The sequence below is a fragment of the Microbacterium aoyamense genome, from assembly GCF_023155855.1.
In the GTDB taxonomy this organism is placed as follows: Bacteria; Actinomycetota; Actinomycetes; order Actinomycetales; family Microbacteriaceae; genus Microbacterium; species Microbacterium aoyamense.
In genome coordinates this window covers 56,855-80,978 of the sequence record NZ_JAKNUT010000008.1, presented here as the reverse complement: position 1 = coordinate 80,978, position 24,124 = coordinate 56,855, and the positions used below count along the sequence as shown (strand labels likewise).

General features: G+C 69.9%; 26 protein-coding genes. 15 read left to right on the top strand and 11 right to left on the bottom strand.

The window, feature by feature from the left end; genetic code table 11:
• Positions 1 to 30 precede the first annotated feature (30 nt).
• Together MA876_RS17750 and MA876_RS17745 are read left to right on the top strand one after the other, a co-directional pair.
• Positions 31 to 255: a DUF3107 domain-containing protein gene (locus MA876_RS17750; protein WP_248152696.1), complete on the top strand. Its 225-nt coding sequence runs from the start codon at positions 31 to 33 to the stop codon at positions 253 to 255.
• 7 nt (positions 256 to 262) lie between these two features.
• Positions 263 to 550, top strand: coding sequence for a hypothetical protein (locus MA876_RS17745; RefSeq protein ID WP_248152695.1), 288 nt, complete (start codon positions 263 to 265; stop codon positions 548 to 550).
• 28 nt (positions 551 to 578) lie between these two features.
• Here MA876_RS17745 and MA876_RS17740 read toward each other — a convergent pair whose 3' ends face one another.
• The gene (locus tag MA876_RS17740; protein WP_248152694.1) at positions 579 to 1,295 is read right to left on the bottom strand and encodes a ferritin-like fold-containing protein; all 717 of its coding nucleotides are present in this window, start codon (positions 1,293 to 1,295) and stop codon (positions 579 to 581) included.
• Between the two features lie 151 nt (positions 1,296 to 1,446).
• On the opposite strand from MA876_RS17740, the gene MA876_RS17735 reads away from it, so the two are divergent.
• Both MA876_RS17735 and MA876_RS17730 read left to right on the top strand, forming a co-directional pair.
• Positions 1,447 to 2,955: a DEAD/DEAH box helicase gene (locus MA876_RS17735; protein ID WP_248152693.1), complete on the top strand. Its 1,509-nt coding sequence runs from the start codon at positions 1,447 to 1,449 to the stop codon at positions 2,953 to 2,955.
• Between the two features lie 234 nt (positions 2,956 to 3,189).
• Positions 3,190 to 3,615, top strand: a complete 426-nt coding sequence (locus MA876_RS17730; protein ID WP_248152691.1) for an SHOCT domain-containing protein — start codon at positions 3,190 to 3,192, stop codon at positions 3,613 to 3,615.
• A gap of 87 nt (positions 3,616 to 3,702) precedes the next feature.
• Here the strand turns inward: MA876_RS17730 and MA876_RS17725 are convergent, their stop codons facing one another.
• Positions 3,703 to 4,566, bottom strand: coding sequence for a PHP domain-containing protein (locus MA876_RS17725; protein ID WP_248152690.1), 864 nt, complete (start codon positions 4,564 to 4,566; stop codon positions 3,703 to 3,705).
• Positions 4,567 to 4,630: 64 nt separating this feature from the next.
• On the opposite strand from MA876_RS17725, the gene MA876_RS17720 reads away from it, so the two are divergent.
• The 4 genes from MA876_RS17720 (at position 4,631) to MA876_RS17705 (ending at position 10,478) form a co-directional block, all read left to right on the top strand.
• Positions 4,631 to 5,653 (top strand): endonuclease/exonuclease/phosphatase family protein, encoded by a 1,023-nt coding sequence (locus MA876_RS17720; RefSeq protein ID WP_248152688.1) that lies wholly within the window; start codon positions 4,631 to 4,633, stop codon positions 5,651 to 5,653.
• 22 nt (positions 5,654 to 5,675) lie between these two features.
• Complete coding sequence (locus MA876_RS17715; RefSeq protein WP_248152686.1) at positions 5,676 to 7,076, top strand: aminopeptidase P family protein; 1,401 nt, start codon at positions 5,676 to 5,678, stop codon at positions 7,074 to 7,076.
• Between the two features lie 40 nt (positions 7,077 to 7,116).
• The gene (locus tag MA876_RS17710; protein ID WP_248152684.1) at positions 7,117 to 8,889 is read left to right on the top strand and encodes a gamma-glutamyltransferase family protein; all 1,773 of its coding nucleotides are present in this window, start codon (positions 7,117 to 7,119) and stop codon (positions 8,887 to 8,889) included.
• Between the two features lie 134 nt (positions 8,890 to 9,023).
• Complete coding sequence (locus MA876_RS17705; protein WP_248152682.1) at positions 9,024 to 10,478, top strand: HNH endonuclease signature motif containing protein; 1,455 nt, start codon at positions 9,024 to 9,026, stop codon at positions 10,476 to 10,478.
• A gap of 192 nt (positions 10,479 to 10,670) precedes the next feature.
• On the opposite strand, the gene MA876_RS17700 is transcribed toward MA876_RS17705, so the two are convergent.
• The 3 genes from MA876_RS17700 to MA876_RS17690 all read right to left on the bottom strand — a co-directional run bounded on the left by MA876_RS17700 (position 10,671) and on the right by MA876_RS17690 (position 12,526).
• Entirely contained in the window at positions 10,671 to 11,069 is a 399-nt protein-coding gene (locus tag MA876_RS17700) for a hypothetical protein (protein ID WP_248152680.1), read from the bottom strand.
• A 75-nt stretch (positions 11,070 to 11,144) separates the two neighbouring features.
• On the bottom strand, positions 11,145 to 11,804 hold the full coding sequence (locus MA876_RS17695) for an alpha/beta hydrolase family protein (RefSeq protein WP_248152677.1): 660 nt from the start codon (positions 11,802 to 11,804) through the stop codon (positions 11,145 to 11,147).
• Positions 11,804 to 12,526: a YflT domain-containing protein gene (locus tag MA876_RS17690; RefSeq protein WP_248152674.1), complete on the bottom strand. Its 723-nt coding sequence runs from the start codon at positions 12,524 to 12,526 to the stop codon at positions 11,804 to 11,806. Before MA876_RS17690 ends, MA876_RS17695 begins: the two co-directional genes overlap by 1 nt.
• A 40-nt stretch (positions 12,527 to 12,566) precedes the next feature.
• On the opposite strand from MA876_RS17690, the gene MA876_RS17685 reads away from it, so the two are divergent.
• The 3 genes from MA876_RS17685 to MA876_RS17675 are packed head-to-tail and all read left to right on the top strand — an operon-like array spanning position 12,567 to position 15,540.
• Positions 12,567 to 13,859, top strand: coding sequence for a magnesium transporter MgtE N-terminal domain-containing protein (locus tag MA876_RS17685; protein ID WP_248152672.1), 1,293 nt, complete (start codon positions 12,567 to 12,569; stop codon positions 13,857 to 13,859).
• Complete coding sequence (locus MA876_RS17680) at positions 13,859 to 14,404, top strand: DUF1003 domain-containing protein (RefSeq protein ID WP_248152668.1); 546 nt, start codon at positions 13,859 to 13,861, stop codon at positions 14,402 to 14,404. The genes MA876_RS17685 and MA876_RS17680 overlap by 1 nt, the downstream gene beginning before the upstream one ends.
• Positions 14,401 to 15,540: an Mrp/NBP35 family ATP-binding protein gene (locus MA876_RS17675; RefSeq protein ID WP_248152666.1), complete on the top strand. Its 1,140-nt coding sequence runs from the start codon at positions 14,401 to 14,403 to the stop codon at positions 15,538 to 15,540. The genes MA876_RS17680 and MA876_RS17675 overlap by 4 nt, the downstream gene beginning before the upstream one ends.
• Here the strand turns inward: MA876_RS17675 and MA876_RS17670 are convergent.
• Complete coding sequence (locus MA876_RS17670) at positions 15,537 to 15,917, bottom strand: twin-arginine translocase TatA/TatE family subunit (protein ID WP_248152664.1); 381 nt, start codon at positions 15,915 to 15,917, stop codon at positions 15,537 to 15,539. The genes MA876_RS17675 and MA876_RS17670 overlap by 4 nt on opposite strands.
• A 72-nt stretch (positions 15,918 to 15,989) precedes the next feature.
• Between MA876_RS17670 and MA876_RS17665 the strand changes: the two genes are divergently transcribed.
• A complete protein-coding gene (locus tag MA876_RS17665) occupies positions 15,990 to 16,625 on the top strand; it encodes an O-methyltransferase (protein WP_248152663.1) in 636 nt (211 codons plus the stop codon).
• Between the two features lie 59 nt (positions 16,626 to 16,684).
• On the opposite strand, the gene MA876_RS17660 is transcribed toward MA876_RS17665, so the two are convergent.
• The 3 genes from MA876_RS17660 to dapE form a co-directional block, all read right to left on the bottom strand.
• A complete protein-coding gene (locus MA876_RS17660) occupies positions 16,685 to 16,858 on the bottom strand; it encodes a DUF3117 domain-containing protein (RefSeq protein WP_248152662.1) in 174 nt (57 codons plus the stop codon).
• Between the two features lie 72 nt (positions 16,859 to 16,930).
• Positions 16,931 to 18,166 carry a putative hexosyltransferase gene (locus MA876_RS17655; protein ID WP_308221674.1) on the bottom strand — a complete coding sequence of 412 codons (1,236 nt, stop codon included), beginning with the start codon at positions 18,164 to 18,166 and terminating at the stop codon, positions 16,931 to 16,933.
• Positions 18,154 to 19,224: a succinyl-diaminopimelate desuccinylase gene (dapE, locus tag MA876_RS17650; protein ID WP_248152661.1), complete on the bottom strand. Its 1,071-nt coding sequence runs from the start codon at positions 19,222 to 19,224 to the stop codon at positions 18,154 to 18,156. The genes MA876_RS17655 and dapE overlap by 13 nt, the downstream gene beginning before the upstream one ends.
• 141 nt (positions 19,225 to 19,365) lie before the next feature.
• Here dapE and dapD point away from each other — a divergent pair, with 141 nt between their 5' ends.
• From dapD to MA876_RS17635, 3 genes are read left to right on the top strand one after another with little or no spacing between them, the layout of a single operon-like run.
• Positions 19,366 to 20,322 carry a 2,3,4,5-tetrahydropyridine-2,6-dicarboxylate N-succinyltransferase gene (gene dapD, locus MA876_RS17645; protein WP_248152660.1) on the top strand — a complete coding sequence of 319 codons (957 nt, stop codon included), beginning with the start codon at positions 19,366 to 19,368 and terminating at the stop codon, positions 20,320 to 20,322.
• 28 nt (positions 20,323 to 20,350) lie between these two features.
• Positions 20,351 to 21,148: a polyphosphate kinase 2 gene (gene ppk2, locus MA876_RS17640; RefSeq protein WP_248152659.1), complete on the top strand. Its 798-nt coding sequence runs from the start codon at positions 20,351 to 20,353 to the stop codon at positions 21,146 to 21,148.
• 25 nt (positions 21,149 to 21,173) lie between these two features.
• Positions 21,174 to 22,013: a MerR family transcriptional regulator gene (locus MA876_RS17635; protein WP_248152657.1), complete on the top strand. Its 840-nt coding sequence runs from the start codon at positions 21,174 to 21,176 to the stop codon at positions 22,011 to 22,013.
• Positions 22,014 to 22,016: 3 nt separating this feature from the next.
• Here the strand turns inward: MA876_RS17635 and ddaH are convergent, their stop codons facing one another.
• Together ddaH and MA876_RS17625 are read right to left on the bottom strand one after the other, a co-directional pair.
• Positions 22,017 to 22,778 (bottom strand): dimethylargininase, encoded by a 762-nt coding sequence (gene ddaH, locus MA876_RS17630; RefSeq protein ID WP_248152655.1) that lies wholly within the window; start codon positions 22,776 to 22,778, stop codon positions 22,017 to 22,019.
• A gap of 15 nt (positions 22,779 to 22,793) precedes the next feature.
• Positions 22,794 to 24,089: a citrate synthase gene (locus tag MA876_RS17625; RefSeq protein ID WP_248152653.1), complete on the bottom strand. Its 1,296-nt coding sequence runs from the start codon at positions 24,087 to 24,089 to the stop codon at positions 22,794 to 22,796.
• Positions 24,090 to 24,124 lie beyond the last annotated feature (35 nt).

The following is a 24,124-nucleotide window of genomic DNA, read 5'->3' as shown; positions in this document are numbered from 1 at the left end:
GGCTCCCCGGCACGCAGGAGGTCATTTCACGTGGAGATCCGCATCGGCATCGCCAACACCGGCCGCGAGCTCACCTTCGAGACGAGCGAGCCCGCCGCCGAGCTCAAGAAGTCGGTCGCCGCGGCGCTGGACAGCGGCGCGACGCACGTGAGCTTCACCGATTCCAAGGGCAACTCCTACATCGTCCCGACCACGGGCCTCGCCTTCATCGAGTTCGGCACCGAAGAGTCGCGCCGCGTCGGTTTCGTCGCCTGACACCCCCATGCAGATCCTGATCGCGTTCATCGTCGGCGCGGCCATCGGGCTCGCGATCCACTTCGTCGTTCCCGATCGGGGCACGCGCGGGATCGCCGTCGGCCCGATCGTCGGCGCCGCTGCGGCGGGACTCGTGTGGCTGCTCCTGACGTGGGCGGGAGTCGGCATCGACACCCCCTGGCCGTGGCTCTCGACGCTCGTCGCGCCCCTCGTCACGTGGCCCGTGCTCGCCGTCATGAGCAGCCTGCGAGTGAAGGGCGACGCCCGCCGCAAGGCCGAGCTCAAGCTGCTCTGACCGCCTCGGCCGTGAGGGCCGTCCGGTCTCAGGCCGCGAGGCCCATCGCATCCATGCGGCGCGAGTGGGCGGCCATGAGCTCCGTGAAGACGGGCTCGACCTTCTCCTCGTCGGCGACCCGCAGCTCGGTGGGCCGCAGCGCCGCACGCGCGATGAGCAGCGTGTCGCCGACCAGCCGGCGACCCCACATCGCGAGCAGCGACTTCCACTCGGGGTCGGACTCGATCGTGGCGCCGATGATCTCGACGATGGCCTGGCGGTCGTCGTCGGCCTGCAGGATGCGGGCGACGCGTCGACCCGTGTCGCCGTAGCTGGACGCGAGCGCGAGATAGAAGTCGTCCAGCATGCCCGCCGTGATGTGCACCGAGAGCATCGTCTCCTGCGCCCGCACGCCGTGGGTCGCGCGGCGGAACGCATCGAGCGGCTCGCGGAACGGCAGCATGAGCGTCGTCGGATCGTCGCCGCGTTCCCGGATGACGGCGACCAGGCCCTCGTGCTTCTCGAGCGCCGCGCCGGCGGCCCTGGACAGCGACTCCTTCTGCGCGAGCTCGGGCGTCAGCGCGATGAGCTCGCTGAGCGTCTCGAAGTACCCGAGCTGCAGATACGCCGCCTGGCCGAGGAACGTGTCGATGTCGGGCGCGAGCTCTTCGAAGTCGACGCGCGTCGCGCCGCCGAAGTCGCCGCGCGCACGCAGCGCGAGCTTCTCGCCCGAGGGGCGTGAGCGCTGCCAGAACCACTTCACCACGCCGAACAGCCTACGGCCGCAGGCATCCGAACCGCTCGCCCGGTATCCTGGATCAGTCCCGGCGTCGGATCGGGACCACCGCGCCTGTGACTGAGTGAAGGGCGTGGACCTCTCACCCCGGCGGCATCTCACCGCCAGACAGGCTCATATCGTGACGACCTTCGCCGAACTCGGCGTCGATCAGGACATCGTGGATGTCCTCGCAGCGCGGGGCATCGTGGATGCCTTCCCCATCCAGGAGCAGACGATCCCGCTCGGACTCCCGGGCCAGGACATCATCGGTCAGGCGAAGACCGGCACCGGGAAGACGTTCGGCTTCGGCATCCCCGTCGTCCAGCGTCTCGGCCTCGACCCCGCTCCGGGAGTGAAGGCACTCATCGTCGTCCCGACGCGCGAACTGTGCGTGCAGGTCTACGAGGACATGGACATGCTGACCTCGGGTCGCTCGACGAGCGTCGTCGCGATCTACGGCGGCAAGGCGTACGAGGGCCAGATCGACCAGCTCAAGGCCGGTGCGCAGATCGTCGTGGGCACGCCCGGGCGTCTCATCGACCTCAACAACCAGCGGCTGCTCGACCTGTCGCACGCGACCGAGGTCGTGCTCGACGAAGCGGACAAGATGCTCGACCTCGGGTTCCTCCCCGACATCGAGAAGATCTTCTCGAAGGTCCCGGCGATCCGTCACACGCAGCTGTTCTCGGCCACGATGCCCGGTCCGATCGTCGCCCTCGCGCGTCGGTTCATGACCAACCCCATCCACATCCGCGCGACCGATCCCGACGAGGGCCTCACGCAGGCGAACATCAAGCACCTCGTCTACCGCGCGCACTCGCTCGACAAGGACGAGGTCATCGCCCGCATCCTGCAGGCCGAAGGCCGGGGCAAGACCGTCGTCTTCACACGCACGAAGCGCGCCGCGCAGAAGCTCGTCGACGAGCTCAGCGATCGCGGCTTCAACGCGGGCGCCGTCCACGGCGACATGAGCCAGGAGGCCCGCGAGCGCTCGATGGCCGCCTTCAAGGCCGGCAAGAAGGACGTCCTGATCGCCACCGATGTCGCCGCCCGCGGCATCGACGTCGACGACGTCACCCACGTCATCAACCACACGATCCCCGACGACGACAAGACGTACCTGCACCGCGCCGGCCGCACGGGCCGCGCGGGCAAGACCGGCATCGCCGTGACGTTCGTCGACTGGGACGACCTGCACAAATGGGCGCTCATCAACCGTGCGCTCGAGTTCGGCAAGCCCGAGCCCGTCGAGACGTACTCGTCGAGCCCGCACCTCTACGAAGACCTCGACATCCCCGCCGGCACGAAGGGCCGCATCGCGACGGCCCCGAAGACGCAGACGGTGCGCACGCAGCAGCCTGCGCGGGCGACGGATGCCGCAGCCGAGGGCGAGACGACGGCCGGCACGAGCCGCCGTCGGCGTCGCCGCTCGAGCGGATCCCGCGAGGAGCGCGTCGGCGCGACCTTCGCCGCGGACGCCCCCGCCGAGAACGGAGCGCACGACACCGCCTCGGGCACGACCGACCGCGGCGCCGAGGGTGCGGGCACGCACGACGGCGGCGGCAGGGAGCACCACGACGGCAAGCCGGCCCCGCGCCGTCGCCGGCGTCGCCGCCCGAGCGCCGGCGGAGCGCCCGCGGCATCCTGACCCCGCACGCCGGGGATCATCCACGTCGGACTCGACACACGGTCGGAGAATGTGCAGATCGTCGGCGAGAATCGCACGAAATTCTCCGACGGACACGACATTCTCCGACTGAACGTTCCCCGCGATGGGCCCGTCACGAACCGCGCGTGTCGTGCGACGAGGGGCCGCGAAGCGATAGCGTGATCGCTGAGCGACGCGTGAGCGTCGGTACCCCCTCTAAGAAAGGCACACATCGTGCGATTCATCGACGCCGTGACGACCGGCTACGAGTACCAGGGTTTCTGGGGCTCGTTCTGGGACCTCATCTGGTGGTTCCTCTGGGCATTCGTCTTCGTCGCGTACCTCTTCGCGCTCTTCGCGATCATCTCGGACCTCTTCCGCGACCACAAGCTCAGCGGCTGGTGGAAGGCGGTGTGGATCTTCTTCCTCATCTTCGCCCCGTTCATCACGGCGCTGATCTACCTGATCGCGCGCGGCAACGGCATGGCCCAGCGCGGACAGGCGCAGGCCGCCGAGATCCAGAAGGCGCAGAACGCGTACATCCAGTCGGTCGCCGGCACCAGCCCGTCCGACGAGATCGCCAAGGCGAAGGCACTGCTCGACGCCGGCACGATCACGCAGGCCGAGTACGACGGCATCAAGGCCAAGGCCCTGAGCTGACCTGATCACACGACAGCGCCCCCGCTTCCATGGAAGCGGGGGCGCTGTTCGTCTACGCGCTCCGCGCGCTCGCGCGCCGGTCCACCCTCACGGGTAGACCGGCGCGCTGCCGCCGGCGGCGGCGATGATGCGCTCGACCATCTCGACCGACGTCGTGTGCTCGCCGGGCAGATTCGGCTTTCCGAGGCCGTGATAGTCGCTCGAGCCGGTCACGATGAGATCGCGCTCGCGCACGAGCTTCTCGAGGGTCCGGATGCCCGGCTCGAGGTTCTCGCGGTGGCCGAGCTCGAAGCCGCCGAGGCCGGCATCCAGCATCCGGTTCAGCAGTCCCTTCGAAAGCACGCCCGCGCGTCCCGCGGGGTGCGCGACGATCGACACTCCCCCGGCGGCACGCACGAGCTCGACCGCGGCGACCGGGTCGGGTGCGTAGAGCGCGACGTAGTAGTCGCCGCCGGGGCTCAGGATGCTCGAGAACGCTTCGGCGCGATCCCGCACGAGTCCGCGCGCGACGAGGGCATCTGCGATGTGAGGGCGCCCGATCGTCGCGCCGTCGGAGGTCTGCGCGACGATGTCGTCCCACACCAGGTCGAAGTCGCGCGAGATGCGGTCGGCCATGAGACGCGCGCGGTCCAGCCTCGACGAGCGGATCCGCGCCGTCTCGGCGCGAAGCCCCGGCGCGTCGGGGTCAACGAGATACGCGAGGACGTGGACGCTCCGCCACTCGTGCTTCGCAGACAGCTCCATCCCGGGGAGGAACGTCATGCCGAGGGATGCCGCGGCCTCAGCGGCCTCCGCCCACCCCGACGTCGTGTCGTGATCGGTGAGCGCGGCCGTCCGCATGCCGTGACGGTGCGCCGCAGCCATCACCTGCGCGGGGGATTCGGTGCCGTCGGACTGCAGCGAATGCAGGTGCAGATCGGCGGGACCCTCGACGCGCCGTTCACCCACCATCCTCCGAGCGTACCGGGGGTGTCGCCAGACGGATCTCTCAGAGTCCTGACATAGAGTCGGGCGGGTGCTGCGCCTGCTGGGGATCCTCTTCACCGTGCTCTGCGCGATCGCCGCCGCGGTCCTGACGTTCCCCGGTTTCTTCCGCGTCGAGCGCATGTTCCCCATCGCGCAGATCGTGTCGTTCCGCGGTCTGCTGGCCCTCGCGTTCGCCGTCGCCGCCGTACTGGCGCTCCTCATCGCCTTCGCGAAGCCGCTGCGCGCGCTCGCGCTGTCGCTCGCGCTCCTCGCGGGTCTGGCGGCAACGGCGAACGGCGTCATCCTCGTCTCGCGGGGGCTCGGAGTGCAGGAGCTTCCCGCCCAGACCGAGAGCAGCATCCGGATCCTGACGTGGAACACGGCGGGCCCCGCGACGTCACCCGATCAGATCGCGCGGCTGGCGGTGGCGATGGATGCCGACATCGTGACGCTCCCCGAGACGACGATCGAGACGGGCACGAGCGTCGCCGTCGCGATGCGCGAGCTCGGCCGCCCGATGTGGGCCCACCATGCGGTGGACCCGTCGACGGAATGGGATGCCGGATCCACCACGCTGCTGATCTCGCCCGACCTCGGCGACTACTCGGTCATCGAGTCGTCCGCCGACGGCACGAGCAACACCTCGACCGTCCCGAGCGCTGTGGCGATGCCCGTGTCGGGCGATGGGCCCATCGTCGTGGCGGCGCACGCCGTCGCACCGCGGCCCGCGTACATGCGCGACTGGCGGGACGACCTGCAGTGGCTCGCCGACCAGTGCGCCGACGACAACGTCATCATGGCGGGCGACTTCAACGCCACGGTCGACCACATGTCGGGTCTCGGCGTCGACGGCGGTGACCTCGGCCGGTGCACGGATGCCGCGGCCTCCACCGGCAGCGGAGCCGTCGGCACGTGGTCGAGCGCGTATCCCGCCCTGCTCGGGGCGCCGATCGATCACGTCATGGCCTCGAAGCGCTGGGTCGCGACGGGCTCCGTCGTCGTGCGCTCGACCGACGATTCGGGGAGCGACCACCGCCCCCTCGTGGTGCAGTTGGAGCCTGTCAGCCCGTAGGCGTGCGTGCGAGGATGGAGGCATGAGCGACACCTCGACCGAATCCGCCCCCGTGACGTCGTCGACCAACCGTCGGCAGTCGTTCGGACAGGGCTTCCTCGACGGCATCTCGACGGGCTGGGCGGATCGCCCCGACCTCGCGCCGCCCGTCCGCGAACAGGCGCCGTACGCGAAGGCGCGACGCGACGCCGTGTCGGCGGAGTTCCCCGGCAAGCGCCTCATCATCCCGGCCGGTTCGCTCAAGCAGCGCAGCAACGACACCGACTACCCGTTCCGCGCACACTCGGCGTTCTCGCACCTGACGGGGTGGGCAGCGGACTCCGAGCCCGACTCCGTGCTCGTGTTCGAGCCGACGGATGCCGGTCACGACGTGACCCTCTACTTCCGTGAGCGCGCCGACCGCACGACGAGCGAGTTCTACTCGGATGCCTCGATCGGCGAGTTCTGGATCGGCCCGCGCCCGTCGCTCGCCGCCGTCGCCGACGAACTCGGTGTCGCGACGGCGCACATCGACACCTTCGCGTCCGCCGAGGGCGAGCTGGTCCTCGACGAGGACGAGGACCTCACCCGCGTCGTCTCGGAGCTGCGACTCATCAAGGACGACTACGAGAAGGCCCAGATGCAGATCGCGGTGGACGTCACGGCGGACGGCTTCGACGACATCGTCGCGAATCTGCCCGCGATCATCGAGCACCCGCGCGGCGAGCGCATCGTCGAAGGCGTCTTCCACCAGCGCGCGCGCAGCGACGGCAACGCCGTGGGGTACGACACCATCGCAGCCTCCGGTCCCCACGCCTGCTACCTGCACTGGACGCGCAACGACGGTGCGGTGCTGCCGGGCGACCTCATCCTCGTCGACGCGGGCGTCGAGGTCGACAGCCTCTACACCGCCGACATCACCCGCACGCTGCCCGTGAGCGGCACGTTCACCGACGTGCAGCGCAAGGTGTACGAGGCGGTTCGCGAAGCCGCCGACGCGGCGTTCGCGATCGCCGTGCCGGGCGCGAAGTTCAGCGACCTCAACAAGGCCGCGTGGGAGGTGATCGCTCGCCGCACCGCGGAATGGGGCCTCCTTCCCGTCACGGCCGAGGAGTCGATGGATCCTGAGACCGGTCACCACCACCGCCGCTGGATGGTCCACGGCACGAGCCACCACCTCGGCATCGACGTGCACGACTGCGCGCAGGCGCGGCGCGAGCTCTACGCGGGCGGCACGCTCGAGGCGGGCATGGTGTTCACGATCGAGCCGGGACTGTACTTCCAGATCGACGACATCACGGTGCCCGAGGAGTACCGCGGCATCGGCGTGCGCATCGAAGACGACATCCTCCTCACCGAGGACGGCCCCGTGAACCTCTCGGCGGCGATCCCGCGCACGGCCGACGAGGTCGAGGCCTGGATGCTTCGACTCGGAGCACGCTGATGCGGGCGCCTCGCTCAGCACAAGTCGCGCGACTGCGCGCGTGACCTTCACTCCCCCGCCCGCGTTCACGACCCGCCCGACCCTCACGGGCACGTTCGGGATGACGGCATCCACCCACTGGCTCGCCACCGCGACCGCGCAGGCGGTGCTCGAGCGCGGCGGCAACGCGTTCGACGCCGTCGTCGCGGGCGGATTCGTGCTGCACCTCGCCGAGCCGCACCTCAACGGGCCCGGTGGCGATCTCGTCGGCATCTTCGCGACGGCCGACGATCCGACCACGCCGGTCGTGCTGATGGGTCAGGGACCGGCGCCGCGGGGCGCGACGATCGAGCACTTCCGCGCCGAGGGGCTCGATCTCGTGCCGGGCGCGGGCGGGCTCGCGGCTTCGGTGCCGGGAGCGGTGGATGCCTGGCTCGTTCTCCTGCGCGACCACGGCACGTGGGAGCTCGGCGACGTCCTCGCCTGGGCGATCGACTACGCGCGCGCGGGCGTTCCCCTCCTGCCGTCGGTGCTGGCGACGATCCGCCGGGTCCGTGCGCTCTTCGAGCAGGGCTGGCCCTCGTCCGCGGCGCTGTGGCTCCCCGCGCTCGACGGAGGGCTGTTCCGCAATCCCGCCTATGCCGACGTGCTCGACTCGCTCGTGCACGCGTCGTGCACCGTGCGCGACGACGGCCCGATCGGCCGTGCCGCGCGCATCGACGCGGCGCGGACGGAGTGGAGCACGGGACTGGTCGCGCACGCGGCATCCACCTTCCTTCAGCAGCCGCATCGGCACTCGACCGGAGGCGCGCACGCGGGCGTCATCACGCCCGAGGACTTCGCGGCCTTCGACGCCGGCTACGAAGACGCCGTCACCGCATCGTTCCGCGGCGCGACCGTCGCGAAAGCGGGTTCCTGGACGCAGGGGCCGACGCTGCTCGAGGCGCTGCGGATCCTCGATGGTCTGCCCGACGACGCGATCGACCCGTCCACCGAGCTCGGGGCGCACACGGTGATCGAGGCGCTCAAGCTCGCCCTCGCAGATCGCGACGCGTACTTCGGCGACGGCGCCGCGATCGGGGAACTGCTGACGGATGCCGTCATCGGCGCGCGACGCGGAGCCATCGGTCCTTCGGCGTCGAGCGACTTCCGTCCGGCCTCGCTCGAGGGCCGAGAGCCGTTCCTTCCGCCGCTCATCGTCGGAGAGTCCGGCCTCGGCGAGCCGACCATCGACCGTCGCGGCCACACCCGGGGCGACACGTGCCACATCGACGTCGTCGACCGGTGGGGCAACATCGTCGCGGTGACACCGTCGGGCGGCTGGCTGCAGTCATCCCCCACGATTCCCGAACTCGGGTTCTGCCTCGGCACGCGCCTGCAGATGGCATGGCTCGATCCCGCCGCGCCGTCGGCTCTGCAGCCCGGCGCCCGGCCCCGCACCACCCTGACACCGACACTGATCCTCGACGGTTCCCGATCGATCGCGCTCGGCACGCCCGGAGGCGATCAGCAGGAGCAGTGGCAGCTGCCCGTGCTCGTGCGCATGCTCGCGGGCGGTTACACGGCGCAGCAGGCGATCGACGCGCCGTCGCTGCACACGACGGCGCTGGTGGATTCGTTCTGGCCGCGCACGTGGAACCCGACGGGCGTCGTCGTCGAAGACCGCCTGGGCGCTGCGGTGATCGAGGGTCTCGAGCGACGCGGCCACAGCGTGACACTCGCGGGCGAGTGGGCGTTGGGCCGGGTGTCGGCGGTCGGGATGGATGCCGCGACCGGCGAGCTCTGGGCAGCCGCCAACCCGCGAGGCATGCAGGGCTACGCCGCGGGGCGCTGACCGCGATGCGGGTTCTGCGTATCGAGCGCAGACAGTCACCGCTCTCAGGCTTCGCCACCGTTTCGTGATCTTCGAATGGCCCGGAGGCAACGATCTCCGCTTCGAATGTCGGAGGCCATTCGTATCTTTGTTCTATGCAACGGACTCCCGCACCTCCGGCCGAACGGCTCCTCGCAGCCGCGGGTCGCGTCGCGCGGGCGGTCCCCGGGCTCGACCCGAGTGTCGCGGCGACGCAGCTCGACGATGACGCGCTGCTCGGGGTGCTTGCCGACGCGACCGAGGCACGCAAAGCGCTCGACCTTCTCGTCTCGGTGACGTCGGCCGAAGTCGCGCGGCGCTCCCACCGCGAACTCGGCTACGACGGCCTCGCACAGCGCAAGGGGCATCGCAACGTCACGTCTCTCGTGCAGAACATCACGGGCCAGTCGACGGGCGACGTCCGGCGCACGTTGCGAGCGGGCGAAGAGCTGGCGCCACCGGCGATGGATGCGACGACTCCCCCGCCGCCCGAATGGCTGGCCGCGCTGCGCGCCGCGCTCGCGTCGGGCCGACTCGGTCAACAGCAGTTCCACGCGATCCGCACGGGGCTCGGAGAACCTCCGGTCGAGCGGTATCCCGATCTCGATCCCGATTTCCTCCCTACGGCATGGGGTCGCGCCGTCGCCCTGCTGATCGACGAGGCCACCTCCCTCCCCGTCGAAGGGCTGCGCGACGCCGCTCGCATCGCGCGTGATCGGCTCGATCCGGTGGGGGTGACGCTGCGATTCGAGGAGCGGTACACCGCTCGTTCGTTCCGCACCTGGACGGATGAGGCCGGTCAGCACCACGGTCGCTTCGTCTTCGACGACGAAGCCGCCGCGTGGGTCGACGCCATCCTCCAGGCTGCACTGCGGCCGCGCCGCGGACCACGTTTCGTGTCGTCAGCGTCGCCGCATCCGTCGGTGGTCGACGACCCGCGCACGAATGAGCAACTGCAATACGACACTCTGATCGCGGTTCTGCGCACGGGCGCGGCCGCCGACCCCGCTCAGTCGTTCGGCGACCGCCAGCCCGGCGTGCGCATCGTCGTCGAGGCGTCCGCCATCGCGGCGCCCGACGAGCGCGGCGAGATGCGGGTCGTAGGCGTGGGCCACCTCGAGGACGGCGGCGCGGCGCTGCCGCCGGGTGTGATCGAGAAGTTCCTTTGCGACGCCGGTGCCGTTCCCGTCGAGCACGACGCGTTCGGACGCCCGCTCGACGTCGGGCGCGAGCATCGGCTGTTCACCCGAACCCAAAGGATCGCGATCGCCGCCCGCGACGGCGGCTGCATCTGGCCGTCGTGCAGCGCGCCCGTCTCTCAGAGCGAGTACCACCACATCGACCACTGGTGGGAGCACCACGGCAAGACCGATGTCGACGATGGCGTGCCACTCTGCCGCAACTGTCACCTGCGGCTACACAATCAGGGCTGGCGCATCACGCGCGAGCGCGATCCCGCGACGGGAATCGACACGTACTGGTTGCATCCCCCTCCCGACCCTGTCACGGGCGAGGTAGCCGAACCCACGCGCCTGTCGTCGAAGTCACCGCGCCGATTCGAGGCAGCATGAGGCGGTCACCGGCCACGCGCCGGGCGAGCGCGTGCGATTGCGGACGCGCGTGCGAGTGCGGCCGAGACCTGGCCGTGTCACTCGCGCAGAACTCATCTCTAACTCTCCGACGGAGCGACCTCGGTCTTCATCGCCCTCGCAGGATCACGTCTGACCTCGCGCGCATTCAGCCGTCGGTGCCCCCGCGAGCTGCTATTCGACCGTCGACCATGCGACGGCGACGAGACACAGGCCTTCCTCCGACTCGCGGTAGAAGACGTCGCCGGGAAACTCGACGCCCGACGCGACACGGCTCGCGGGCAGCGACAGATTGATGCTCCACGCGGGATCAAGCGGAGCCTGATCGGGCCAGTAGTCCGCGACGAACTGCTCCGGTTCCTCGGCCGAGAGTCCCGACCAGTCCGCGGGATCACGCAGATCTGGATCCGCGTCCTCGCAGACGAGCGATCCGCCGTCACCCGCTTCCGCGGCGTCGATCAACCGCTCGGTCGTATCGATCACGGCGGCGCCCTCGGCACCCCAGATCAGCGTGTCGACCGAGCATCCGCACAGCGCTGTCGCGACCACCGCGATCGCGATCGAAGTCGCCACCCGTCGCGCTGCTCTCACACCCTCACCGTATCGAGTGGAGGACACCGGCTGCGCGTCGTGCACCTCGAGCAGAGATCAGGAACGACCCCGCATCCACGCGGCGACTCCGGGCGCGAGGTCGGCGCCGATCTCGTCTGCGGGACGCTTGCGGCCCTTCACCTCGAACGAATGGCCGCCGCCCTCGATCCAGGCGATCTCGGCGTCTCGACACGACGCCACCGCGTCGAGCAGCTGCGCGTGCGGGTCGACGAACGGGTCGTTCGTGCCCTCGACGAACAGCTGCGGCGGGACGACGTCGGGCAGATGCGCGACACGCGGCTTCGACGGGTCACCGGGAGGATGCAGCGGATACCCGAGGTACACCAGCCCGGCCGGCGCGATCGCACCTTCCGCCGCCGCCATCGAGGCAATGCGACCGCCGTAGGATTTGCCTGCCGCCCAGAGCGGCAGCCCGGGAAGCTCGGACCCGAGCGCAGCAGCGACCGCGCGCCAGGTCGTGACGGCATGGGCGGCGGGGCCGGGCATCCGGCGCCCCGCCTCGACGTACGGGAAGTTGAACCGCAGCGTCGCGAAGCCCTCGGTCCGCAGACCGCGCGCGAAGCCGAGGAGGAAGGGATGCCGATACCCCGCGCCCGCGCCGTGCGCGATCGCGACGACCCCGACCGGCGCGTCGGGCGCCTCGAGCTCTGCGGAGACCTCGACCGATCCGGCCGGGAGGTCGACCGAGACGCGCATCACGCGGCGTCGGGCCGTGATGTCGCGGGAGCCGGTGGGTCGGACGCCGGGTCCGACGGCGCGGAAGCCGTGGAGTCCGCGGCTCCGGCGGGATCCGAGGCCGCGTCGGAGTGGTCATCCGACGGGGCGGGGGCCGCGGCATCCGGAGCCGTCTTCGGCTGTTCGGGATCGACCCGCTGACCGTACTGCGGGCGGTCGTCGGCCGGCGCCGGGGTCACGACCGGCGGCGCAGCGACCGGCGCCACGGGCGCCGAGACCGGCCCGAGCACCTGGCGCGCGCGGTGGATGCTCGAGGCCGCCACCGTGACCTCGTACCGGTCGGCGACGACCTGGGCCACCGACGCGAAGTCGCGCCGGCGGCGCACGAAGGAGTACGTGATGATGCTCAGCAGCATGCCGAGCGCGATGCCGACGAAGAGCACACCGACGAACGCCTGAATCGGCACCGACGGCGACCCGATGACGAGGATCGCCGAGAAGAGCAGACCCAGCAGCACACCGTTGATCGCACCGGACCGCGCCGCGGTGGCATAGCCCAGGCGGCGCGTGACGCGCTCGATCGAGCGCAGTCCCTGGCCGACGATGGCGATGTCGCGGGCGGGCACATCAGCCGCGATGAGGGTCGAGACGGCCTTCTGCGCCTTCTCGTACGCCGAGAACTCCGCGACCGTCTGCCCGACGTCGTCGGGTCCTTGCGGGAAGCGTCCGCCCATCATCGTCATTCCCCCATTCTCCCACGGGGGCGGGGCTACGCTGGGACGTGTGAGCACGCAGAGGGTCTTCGTCGCACGCCTGACGGGGTGCTCCGTCTTCGACCCTTCCGGCGACCGTCTCGGCAAGGTCCGCGACGTCGTCGTCATCTACCGCAAAGACGATCCGCCCCGCGTCATCGGCCTCATCGTCGAGATCCCCGGTCGGCGCAACGTCTTCCTGTCGATCAACCGCGTCACGTCGATTGCGACCGGCCAGGTCATCACGACCGGGCTCATCAACGTGCGCCGCTTCCAGCAGCGCGGCGGCGAAGTGCGAGTCCTGGCCGAGCTCATCGGCCGCAAGGTGTTCTTCACCGACGGTACCGGCGGCGCGCAGATCGAGGACGTCGCGATCGAGCGGAACCGGCTGGGCGAATGGGATGTCGGGCAGCTGTTCCTGCGCAAGCCGCGCACGAGTGCGTCGCCGTTCGCGAAGGGACCGACCACGTTCGCCAACTGGAGCGATGTGCGCGAGAGCGCCGTCCCGGGCGAAGCGCAGTCCGCCGAGCAGCTCGTCGCGAGCTACTCCGAGCTCAAACCCGCCGACCTCGCCAACACGCTGCTCGATCTGCCCGAGGACCGCCTGCTCGAGGTCGTCGACGAGCTCTCCGACGACCGCCTCGCCGATGCGCTCGAGGAGATGCCCGAGGACGAGCAGGTGCACATCCTCGAGAGCCTCGACGACGAGCGCGCCGCCGACATCCTCGATGCGATGGAACCGGATGACGCGGCCGACGTCCTCGGCCAGTTCTCCGAGGAGCAGCGCGAGGAGCTCCTCGACCTCATGGAGCCCGAAGAGGCCGAGGACGTCCGCGCGCTGCTGAAGTACAGCCCCGACACGGCGGGCGGTCTCATGACTCCCGAGCCGATCGTGCTCTCGGCCGACGCGACGGTCGCCGAGGCGCTCGCGCTCATCCGGCGGCACGAGCTGCATCCTGCCCTCGCCGCCGCCGTCTTCGTCACGCTCCCGCCGTACGAGACCCCCACGGGTCGCCTGCTCGGCACGGTGCACTTCCAGCGGATGCTGCGCTACCCCCCGCACGAGCGCCTCGGCGCGATCATCGACGACTCGCTCGAGCCCGTGCCGGCCGACTCGTCCGCCGCCGAAGTCGCCCGCATGCTCGCCAGCTACAACCTGGTCTCGCTCCCGGTCGTCGATCAGGCGCGGCGCCTCGTCGGCGCCGTCTCGGTCGATGACGTGCTCGACTACCTGCTCCCCGAGGACTGGCGCTCGCACGACGAGGATGACGACTCGTCCGCAGCCCCCGCCACGACCGCCGCCGTGCCCGTCAGGAGGCGCTGATGGCACGCTCGTCACGACTCCCCTCGCTCGACGCGCCCCGAGGGCGCTCGGGCATCATCAGCCGCAACCCCAAGCCGTCTCAGGACCGCTTCGGCCGGTTCTCCGAGGCCTTCGCCCGCGGCATGGGCACGTCGGGATTCCTCATCGGCATGACGGTGTTCGTCGTCGTCTGGCTCGCCTGGAACACCTTCATGCCGCCCGCGTGGCAGTTCGATCCCCGCGCCACGAACTTCACGCTCCTGACGCTCATCCTCTCGCTGCAGGCGTCGTACGCGGCGCCCCTCATCCTGCTCGCGCAGAACCGCCAGGACGACCGGGATCGCGTGCAGATCGTGCAGGACCGTCAGCGCGCCGAGCGCAACCTCGCCGACACCGAGTACCTCGCGCGAGAGATCGTCGCGCTCCGCCTCGCCGTGAAGGACTTCCACGACGAGGTGGTGACGAAGGACGCGCTCCGCTCCGAGCTGCGCCAGCTGCTCGACCGTCTCGACGAACGCGAGGGTCGCGAGCCGGAGGCGCCGCGCGCCCGCGAAGAGCGCCGATGACGGAGACGGATGCAGCGGCCGCCGTCCGGAGCGCGGTCGGCGCCGTCGTCGACCCCGAGCTGCGCAGACCGCTCAGCGAGCTCGACATGCTGCGCGACGTCTCGGTCGACGGCGGTGTGGCCCGCGTGGGCATCGTGCTCACGATCGTCGGCTGCCCTGCCGCGGATCGCATCTCGAGCGATGTGCGAGCCGCCGCGGCATCCGTCGACGGCATCTCGGATGTCGAACTCGAGGTCGGGGTCATGTCGCCCGCGGAACGCGCCGCACTGACCGAGCGACTGCGCGGCGGGCGCGCGCGGGTGATGCCGTTCGGCCCGGGAACACTCACGCGCGTCATCGCCGTGACGAGCGGCAAGGGCGGCGTCGGCAAGTCGACCGTCACCGCCAACCTCGCGGTCTCGCTCGCGGCCCGTGGGCTGTCGGTCGGCCTCGTCGACGCCGATGTGCACGGGTTCTCGATCCCGGCGCTCATGGGGCTCGTCGACGACAGCGGCGCCGTGCCGCAGCCGACGCGCATCGACGACCTCATGCTCCCGCCCGTCGCGCACGGCGTGAAGGTCATCTCGATCGGCATGTTCCTACGCCGGTCGACCGGCGACGAGCCGCTCGGCGCGGTCGCGTGGCGCGGCCCGATGCTCCACCGCACGGTGCAGCAGTTCCTCACCGATGTGTACTTCGGCGACCTCGACGTCCTGTTGCTGGACATGCCGCCCGGTACGGGCGACGTCGCGATCTCGGTCGGACAGCTGCTCCCGAACGCCGACGTGCTCGTCGTCACGACGCCGCAGGCCGCGGCATCCGACGTCGCCGTCCGCTCGGGACTCGTCGCCCGCCAGACCGGTCAGCGCGTCGTCGGGGTCGTCGAGAACATGGGACCGCTGGTGATGCCCGATGGCTCGACGCTCGCGCTCTTCGGCGAGGGCGGGGGCGCCGACGTCGCCGCCGCGCTCGACACGTCCGTGCTCGCGTCGGTGCCGCTGAGCGCGGCACTGCGCGCGGACGGGGATGCCGGCACCCCGGTCGTCGTCGCGGACCCCGCCGACCCCGCTGCCGTCGCGATCGCGCGTCTCGCGGAGCGGATCGCGGCGGAACCGCGCGGACTCGCAGGCAAGGCCCTGCCGGTGCGCCCGAACTAGGTCGCTTCGGAGTCGTACGGCGGCACGGCGCCGGCCCGGAAGGGCGAAGGCGTCGGCGCCTCGAGCGGAGGCGTGACGACCTTCGTCATCGCGTTCGGCGATACCGGCTTGACGACGGGCGAGTCATCGAGGAGCGCCTCGCGGATGATGCGGCGCGGGTCGTACTGGCGCGGATCGAGCGTCTTCCAGTCGACGTCGTCGAACTCGTCACCCATCTCGTCGCGTACCCGCGTGCGGGCGGACGAGATCCAGTCGCGCGCACGCTTCGTGAAGGTGGCGAGCGCTTCGGCGTAGCGGGGAAGTCGTTCGGGGCCGATCACGAGAGCTGCGACGAGGGCGATCAGCAGCAGCTTCTCGATCGTGAGGCCGAAGAACATGAAGCAAGGTTACCGCCGCGCCGCAGCCCGACGCGCCCGGTCGGCGCTTAGGCTGTGGACGAAGGAGCCACCATGAGCGGACAGGATGCGAACCAGCGGTTCGCCGACGAAGCGACGATCGAGCCGGAGCACATCGCGCGGGCACGCACCCACGCCCTCGAGCTCGGCGCGTCTCCGATCAGCCCCGCCGTCGGCGCGCAGTGCGCGGTGCTCGCCGCGGCATCCCAAGCCCTCAACATCGTCGAGATCGGCACGGGTGCCGGAGTCTCGGGGCTCTGGCTGCTGCATGGCTCGCCCCGCGCGACCCTCACGACGATCGACAAGGAGCCCGAGCACCTCGGCGCCGCGCGCCAGGCATTCGCCGACGCGAAGATCCCCGCCGCCCGTGCCCGCTTCATCACCGGTCGCGCGGCGGAGGTCCTGCCCCGCATGAACGAGGCGTCCTACGACATCGTGCTGGTGGACGCCGACCCCGAGGGCGTCATCGAATACGTCGAGCACGGGCTGCGGCTCGTGCGCGCCGGCGGGACGGTCCTCGTCCCCCGCGTGCTCGCGGGCGGAGCGGTCGCCGACCCGGTGCGCCGCGATCCGGTCACGACGGCCTACCGCTCGCTCGTCCAGGAGACGCAGTCCTCGCCCGCCGTGATCGGCGCGCTGTCGATCGTCGGCGAAGGACTCCTGCAGCTGACGACACTGCCGCGGGACTAGCGGACGGGAACAGCGAAACGGCCGGTCGAATGACCGGCCGTTTCGCTGTCGACGACGTCTCAGACGGGAGCGACGACTCCGCCCAGAACGTCGTAGAGCTCCTTGGCCTCAGCGTCGTTCACGGAGACGACGAGGCGCCCTCCTCCTTCGAGCGGTACACGCACGATGATGAGGCGGCCCTCCTTGACGGCCTCCATCGGCCCGTCTCCGGTTCTCGGCTTCATGGCTGCCATAGCGGCTCCCTTTCGTCAGGTCTTGCCTGACAGTTTACCGAACGCACGGACACCCGGAGTCGCTCGCACGGGTTACGGGATCTGCCAGTATGCGTTCGCCAGGGCATACATGTTGTAGATCCACCACCACTGCAGGGCGAGGCAGGCGACCAGCACGCCCACCCGCCACGCACGTGAACGGGGTATCGCCGCGGCTCCCCACAGCGGCGAAAGCGGCACGAGCAGGCGGAAGACGCTCGATTGCGGGAAGAAGACGAGCAGCAGATACACGAGGTAGCTCGCCGACCAGAGACGGATCTCGGGGCCGAGGCGCTTGACATGCGGTTCGAACAGCAGCAGGGCCGCGAGACCGAGCACGAGGATGCCCAGCGCGACATACCCCATGACGGCGCCGAGCCCCCACGCCTGGAACCAGAATCCGGCGGCGAGGACCCACCCCTCGAAGGGGATGAAGTGCGCTGAGGCGTCGCCGATCCAGTTGCGCCGCCACGCGAGTTCCGTCGCGAGATAGGCGCCGGCATCCCCCGTGACGGCCCCCGCGATCACCTGCCACGAGAAGCCGACGACGACTGCGAGGAGCCCTGCGAGCACGATGTGCACGATCTGCCGCGTCGGCAAGGGCTCGGTGCGGCGGGTGATCCACCAATGGATGCCGTGGAGCCCGAGGAACAGCGCGAACGCCAGCACACCGGGCCGGGTGTAGCCCATGAGCGGGATGAGCAGGTAGAGCCACGCATACTTCCGGCGCATGACGACGAGGATGCTGAGGAACAGCATCAGCAGGAACAGGGATTCGGCGTAGCCGACCTGGAACAGTCCGGCGAGCGGCCCGGACGCGAAGAAGAGCACCGCCCAGAGCGCTGCGCCCTCGTCGAGCCGGGTGCGGAGCATCCGGAACAGCACGAGGCATGCGAAGAAGCCCGCGACGAGCGAGAGGAGCACGGCACCCGCGCCCCAGGAACCGAGAGGGATGCCGATGAGCCGCGCGAGGTATGCGTAGATCGGCATGAACGCCCAGGCGTTCTCGGCCACCTGCCCTGCATCGTTCGTCGGCAGGTCGGCCGGATACCCGTTGAGCGCTGCGAACCAGTACCACTGCGCGTCCCAGCCGAGGGCGAGCGAGCCGAGCGTCGCGTTCTCGCCGAACCGCGATGTCGGGCCCGACAGCGCTGCCGCGATCAGGAAGAACCCCGTCGTGACCAGACGCGAGAGGACGTAGAGGATTCCGATCCGCACCGCGATGGGACTCTCACTCCACGAGCGCACGAGGCCGCGCCGCGGCGGCGCGGGATCGATCAGGTCAGCCACGCCCGCAGCCCGCGCTCGACGTCGACGATCTGCGCGAGCGGCACGCGCTCTTCGTCGTGATGCGCGAGGTGCGGATCACCGGGGCCGTAGTTGACCGCCGGGACTCCCATCGCCGAGAAGCGGGCGACATCTGTCCACCCGTACTTGGGGCGCGGCTCGCCGCCGACCGCGGCGAGGAACTCCTGCGCGAGTGGTGCGTCCAGGCCGGGGCGAGCGCCGGGCGCGATGTCCACGACATCCACTTCGAAGCCGTCGAAGACGCTCTTCACGTGCGCGACGGCCTCGTCGGCGGAACGGCTCGGCGCGAAGCGGTAGTTCACCTCGATCTCGCACAGGTCGGGGATCACGTTCCCGGCGATCCCGCCGTCGATGCGCACGGCGTTGAGGCCCTCCCGGTACTCGAGGCCGTCCACGAGGATCGCGCGCGGACGGTAGTCGGCCAGGCGGGCGAGCACGGGAGCCGCCTTGTGGATCGCGTTCTCGCCGATCCACGCGCGGGCGCTGTGCGCACGGACGCCGTGCGTGCGCACGATCGCGCGCAGGTTGCCGTTGCATCCGCCCTCGACGGTGCCGTTCGAGGGCTCGCCGAGGATCGCGAAGTCGGCTTCGAACAGGTCGGGTCGCGTGCGAGCGAGCCGCGTGAGACCGTTGAGGTCGGCATCCACCTCTTCGTGGTCGTACCACATCCAGGTGAGGTCGACGCGAGGGTCGGCGAGGTCGTGCGCGAGCTTGAGCTGCACCGCGACGCCGGCCTTCATGTCGACGGTCCCGCGACCCCAGATGAACGGCTCGCCGTCGATCGCGACGTCGCGCGTGGGCACGTTGTCGTTGATCGGAACGGTGTCGATGTGCCCGGCGATCGCGACCCGTTGCGAGCGGCCGAGGTTCGTGCGGGCGACGATCGTGTCGCCGTCGCGATACACCTCGAGGTGCGGGAGCGCGAGGACGGCCTCGTGGATCAGGTCGGCGAGCGCGGTCTCGTCGTCGGAGACGCTCGGGATGTCGCAGATCGTGCGGGTCAGGTCGATCGAGGGCGCTGTCAGATCGAGCTTCGGCATCCCCCGAGTCTAGTTTCGCCGCCGCCCGGCTCGAACCCACGCACTTCGCGCGAACCCACACGTTTCAGTCGATCGGATCGCGTGGGTTCGCCAGAAGTGTGTGGGTTCGGCGTCATCGCACTGCGCCGGTAGCGTTGAGGCATGAGCGACGAGCGGTGGGTGTGGGGTTTCGGACTCGCGACGAGCGCGGCGGACGGGACGGTGCTCGACACCTGGTTCCCGGCGCCGGCGTCAGGGCGCATCCCGTTCGGTCTGGACCCTGCGATCCCGCCGGACGAGCTCGATCGCCTCGCCGTCCCCGACGAGCGTCGTGCCGTGTCGGTCGACGTCGTCGTGATCGAGGCGGATCTGGATGCCGCGCCCGAATCGACCTCTGACGCCTACCTCAGGCTGCAGGCGCTCTCGCACCGGCTCGTGAAGCCGAACGAGGTCGATCTCACGGGCATCTTCGGCCACCTGCCGAACGTCGCGTGGACGAGCGCGGGGCCGATGCATCCCGACGACCTCACGCGCCTGCGCCCCTTCCTGCAGCGCGACGGCATCCAGGTGCAGGGGCTCGACAAGTTCCCCCGGCTGCTGGACTACGTCACGCCGCCGGGCGTGCGCATCGCCGACGCGAGCCGGGTGCGCCTGGGCGCCTACCTCTCCCCCGGCACGACGGTCATGCACGAGGGCTTCGTGAACTTCAACGCCGGCACGCTCGGCGCGAGCATGGTCGAGGGGCGCATCTCGCAGGGAGTCGTCGTCGGCGACGGCAGCGACATCGGCGGTGGGGCATCCATCATGGGCACGCTCTCAGGAGGAGGGTCGCACCGCGTCTCGATCGGCGCGCGCTCGCTCCTCGGCGCGAACGCCGGCGTGGGCATCTCGATCGGCGACGACTGCATCGTCGAGGCGGGCCTCTACGTCACCGCGGGCTCGAAGATCGTGCTCGCCGATGAGGCGCCGCGCGCCGACGGCACGAAACCCGTCGTGAAGGGCGCCGACCTCTCGGGCCGCGACGGCATCCTCTTCCGCCGCAATTCCGTCACGGGCGCGATCGAGGCCGTGCGACGCTCGGGCGTCGGCGTCACCCTCAACGAGGCGCTGCACGCCTGATCTCGCGCTCTCGCCCTATGCTCGGGGAATGAGCGAGCGACTGCCCAAGAAGATCTACGAAGCCGAGCTCAGCGCCCTGCAGGCGCAGCTCGTCGATATGCAGGCGTGGGTGCAGGCATCCGGCGCCCGGATCGTGGTCATCTTCGAGGGACGGGATGCCGCGGGCAAAGGCTCCACGATCAAGCGCATCAGCGAGTATCTGAACCCTCGTGTCTCGCGCATCGCAGCCCTGCCGACACCGACCGAGCGCGAGAAGACGCAGTGGTACTTCCAGCGTTACATCGCGCACCTCCCCGCCGCGGGCGAGATCGTGCTGATGGACAGGTCCTGGTACAACCGCGCGGGCGTCGAGCACGTGATGGGGTACTGCACAAACGCCGAGTACCACCGATTCCTGCATCAGGCGCCCATCTTCGAGCGCATGCTCGTCGAGGACGGCATCATCCTGCTCAAGTACTGGTTCAGCGTCTCGGACGTCGAACAGGAGAAGCGGTTCCGCTCCCGCAACGAGGACCCCATGAGGCGCTGGAAGCTCAGCCCCAACGACGTCCTGTCGATCACGAAGTGGGAGGACTACTCCCGCGCGAAGGACACGATGATCGTGCAGACCGACATCCCCGAGGCGCCCTGGTTCGAAGTCGACAACGAGGACAAGCGTCGCGGTCGGATCAACATGATCCACCACCTGCTCTCGAAGGTCCCGTACGAAGACGTCGAACGACCCCCGATCGACATCCCGCCGCGCCCCGCGTCGGGCGGGTACGAGCGGCCGCCTCGCGACGAGGACAACGCCGTGCCGGACTACGCGTCGACGCTCACCGCTTGACCTTGTCACTGTGTCAGGGTCGAACGTGGACTCCATCATGTACACCATCGGAGAGTTCGCCGCCTACGGACGTGTGAGCGCCCGGATGCTGCGGCACTACGACAAGATCGGGCTCCTGGAGCCCCGTCGCGTCGACGAGTACACCGGCTACCGCCACTACGACCCCGCGCAACTCGCGCAGCTGCTGCGGATCGTCGAGCTGCGCGAACTCGGCTGCTCGCTCGACGACGCCGCCTTCGTTCTCGGCGCCGACGACGAGGAGGCGGCCCTGCGGGTCGTCCTGGCTCGGCGTCGGGGCGAGCTCGCGGACGCCGTGGCCGCCGACACCGCGCGCATCGCCCGGATCGACGCGCGACTCTCCCTCCCGGAAGGAACCACCCCCATGGCCGACATCACCTACACGAGCCTGCCCGCCGTCACCGTCTACGCCGCGACCGCCGTCGCGGGAGGTATGGGACCGCAGTTCGTCTCTCCCGTCATCGACGAGATCCTGCCCCCGCTCCTGCACGCACTTCAGGAATCGGGCGTCGAGTTCCACGAGCCCGGCACGTTCTGGTACGAGCCTGTCGAGGGCACCGACGGGCTGCGGGTCTGGGTGTCGTGGATCGCCGGCGACGAGCCCGTCGAGAACGACGCGTGGCAGGTCGTCGAGCTCCCCGCGGTCGAGCACGCCGCAGTCTACGACTACCGCGGCGACATGCCGGGCATCGGTGGCGCTTACCACGAGCTCATGACGGGCCTCGCAGAAGCCGGCGTCGAGCTCGCGGGGCCGAGCCGCGAGGTCTACCTCGAGTCCGAGCCCCTGCCGCAGTCCGAGTGGCTCACGCAACTGCAGCAGCCGATCGTGGCGCCGCCCGCCCGCTGAGCCTCAGCCGCGCAGCCGTACCGAGAGACAGGTCACGCAGCCCTCGAGCTTCTCGAACTCGCTGACGTCGGCGGTGACGACCTCGAGGCCGCGCGCGCGGTAGAGCGCCGCGGTCTCGGGGGCGTCCGACGACATCAGGACGGTACCGGGGTCGAGCACGACCACAGCCGTGCCGTGCTCTTCGGGAATGCCGAGGAAAGCCGGGAACAGCGACGGGTCGTCCACGAGCGGCTCGAATCCGACCACTGTGCCGTCGGGCAGAGCCGTCACACCCGACTTGAGATGCAGCACCTTTGTGACCGGGATCTCGACGACATCCCACCCCCGCGGCTCCACGCTGCTCCGCAGCTGAGCGATGCCGTCGGCGTTCGTGCGCGATGACGCGCCGACGTAGACCGTACGTCCCACTTTGAGGACATCCCCGCCGTCGAGGGTACCGGGGTCCTCGATGGAGGCGTACGGGATTCCGGATGCCTCGACAGCCGCCCGCACGGTATCCGCCTCGCCGCGCCGTGACGACGCGCCGGCGCGACAGAGCACGGCGAAGTCATCGAACACGATCACGGCATCCTCGACGAAGACGCCGTCGGGCTGCTCATCAGCGGGCTCGATCTCGACGATCCCCCACCCCCGCGAACGGTAGACGTCGACATACCGCTCCCACTGCCGCTGCGCGAGCGCAGGATCGACCGCGACACGATCGAGGTGGGTCAGCTCGCCGCCGGCGAGAAGCGGCGACGGACGGCGGACGAGCAGTCTGGGCATCCCCTGACCCTCGCGTCAGACGCCGGGGTAGTTGCGCTCGGGAGACCCGACGTACAGCTGCTGCGGACGACCGATCTTGGTCTGGGGGTCGTGCTGCATCTCGCGCCAGTGCGCGAGCCAGCCGGGCAGCCGGCCGATGGCGAAGAGCACCGTGAACATGCGCGTCGGGAAGCCCATCGCCTTGTAGATGACGCCCGTGTAGAAGTCGACGTTCGGGTAGAGACGACGTTCCTTGAAGTAGTCGTCGCTGAGCGCGATCTCTTCGAGCTCTTTCGCGAGATCGAGCAGCGGGTCGCTCACACCGAGCGCCGAGAGCACTTCGTCGGCCGACTCCTTGACGAGCTTGGCGCGCGGGTCGTAGTTCTTGTAGACCCGGTGCCCGAAGCCCATGAGCTTGACGCCGTCTTCCTTGTTCTTGACCCGCTCGACGAAGCGCTGCACGCTCTCACCCGAGTCGCGGATGCGCGCGAGCATGTCGAGCACGGCTTCGTTGGCCCCGCCGTGGAGCGGACCGTAGAGCGCGTTGATGCCTGCCGAGATCGACGAGAACTGGTTGGCGCCGGTCGAGCCGACCAGACGCACCGTCGACGTGGACGCGTTCTGCTCGTGGTCCTCGTGCAGGATGAGCAGGCGCTCGAGCGCGCGCGACATCACGGGGTTCACTTCGTACAGCTCCGAGAGCACGCCGAAGTTGAGCTTGAGGAAGTTGTCGACGAAGCTCAGCGAGTTGTCGGGGTAGAGGAAGGCCTGGCCGATGCTCTTCTTGTGCGCGTACGCCGCGATGACGGGGAGCTTCGCGAGCATGCGGATCGTGTTCAGCTCGACGTGCTCGGGATTGCCGGGGTCGGACTGGTGCTCGTAGTAGGTCGACAGCGCCGAGACGGCTGAGGACAGCACCGACATGGGGTGTGCCGTGTGCGGCAGCGCCGAGAAGAAGCGCTTGAGGTCTTCGTGCAGAAGCGTGTGGCGACGGATGCGCTCGTCGAACGCGCCCAGCTCGTCGGCCGTCGGCAGTTCGCCGTAGAGGAGCAGCCACGCGACCTCGAGGTAGCTCGAGTTCTTCGCGAGCTGCTCGATCGGATACCCGCGGTAGCGCAGGATGCCCTGGTCGCCGTCGATGAAGGTGATGGCCGACTTCGTCGCCGCCGTGTTCACGAACCCGTAGTCGAGAGCCGTGTGCCCCGTCTGCCGCGTCAGCGTCGAGACGTCGATGCTGGGCACGCCGTCGGTGCCGCGCAGCACCGGCAATTCGGCCGTGCGATCGCCGACAGTCAGAACGGCCTTGTCGTGCTGGGTGCTCGCGTCGGTCACGCCGCCTCCTCGCGCTGGTGTGGTCTGCGGGGGTG

Excerpts from the sequence above, each read along its gene's own strand:
- MA876_RS17665 (WP_248152663.1), top strand. The coding sequence starts at position 15,990 with ATGAGCGGACAGGATGCGAACCAGCGGTTCGCCGACGAAGCGACGATC.
- MA876_RS17745 (WP_248152695.1), top strand. The coding sequence starts at position 263 with ATGCAGATCCTGATCGCGTTCATCGTCGGCGCGGCCATCGGGCTCGCG.
- ppk2 (WP_248152659.1), top strand. The coding sequence starts at position 20,351 with ATGAGCGAGCGACTGCCCAAGAAGATCTACGAAGCCGAGCTCAGCGCC.
- MA876_RS17670 (WP_248152664.1), bottom strand. The coding sequence starts at position 15,917 with ATGTTCTTCGGCCTCACGATCGAGAAGCTGCTGCTGATCGCCCTCGTC.
- MA876_RS17695 (WP_248152677.1), bottom strand. The coding sequence starts at position 11,804 with ATGCGCGTCTCGGTCGACCTCCCGGCCGGATCGGTCGAGGTCTCCGCA.
- MA876_RS17690 (WP_248152674.1), bottom strand. The coding sequence starts at position 12,526 with ATGACGATGATGGGCGGACGCTTCCCGCAAGGACCCGACGACGTCGGG.
- MA876_RS17725 (WP_248152690.1), bottom strand. The coding sequence starts at position 4,566 with ATGGTGGGTGAACGGCGCGTCGAGGGTCCCGCCGATCTGCACCTGCAT.
- MA876_RS17680 (WP_248152668.1), top strand. The coding sequence starts at position 13,859 with ATGGCACGCTCGTCACGACTCCCCTCGCTCGACGCGCCCCGAGGGCGC.
- dapE (WP_248152661.1), bottom strand. The coding sequence starts at position 19,224 with ATGCCGAAGCTCGATCTGACAGCGCCCTCGATCGACCTGACCCGCACG.
- MA876_RS17675 (WP_248152666.1), top strand. The coding sequence starts at position 14,401 with ATGACGGAGACGGATGCAGCGGCCGCCGTCCGGAGCGCGGTCGGCGCC.
- ddaH (WP_248152655.1), bottom strand. The coding sequence starts at position 22,778 with ATGCCCAGACTGCTCGTCCGCCGTCCGTCGCCGCTTCTCGCCGGCGGC.
- dapD (WP_248152660.1), top strand. The coding sequence starts at position 19,366 with ATGAGCGACGAGCGGTGGGTGTGGGGTTTCGGACTCGCGACGAGCGCG.
- MA876_RS17715 (WP_248152686.1), top strand. The coding sequence starts at position 5,676 with ATGAGCGACACCTCGACCGAATCCGCCCCCGTGACGTCGTCGACCAAC.
- MA876_RS17705 (WP_248152682.1), top strand. The coding sequence starts at position 9,024 with ATGCAACGGACTCCCGCACCTCCGGCCGAACGGCTCCTCGCAGCCGCG.
- MA876_RS17660 (WP_248152662.1), bottom strand. The coding sequence starts at position 16,858 with ATGGCAGCCATGAAGCCGAGAACCGGAGACGGGCCGATGGAGGCCGTC.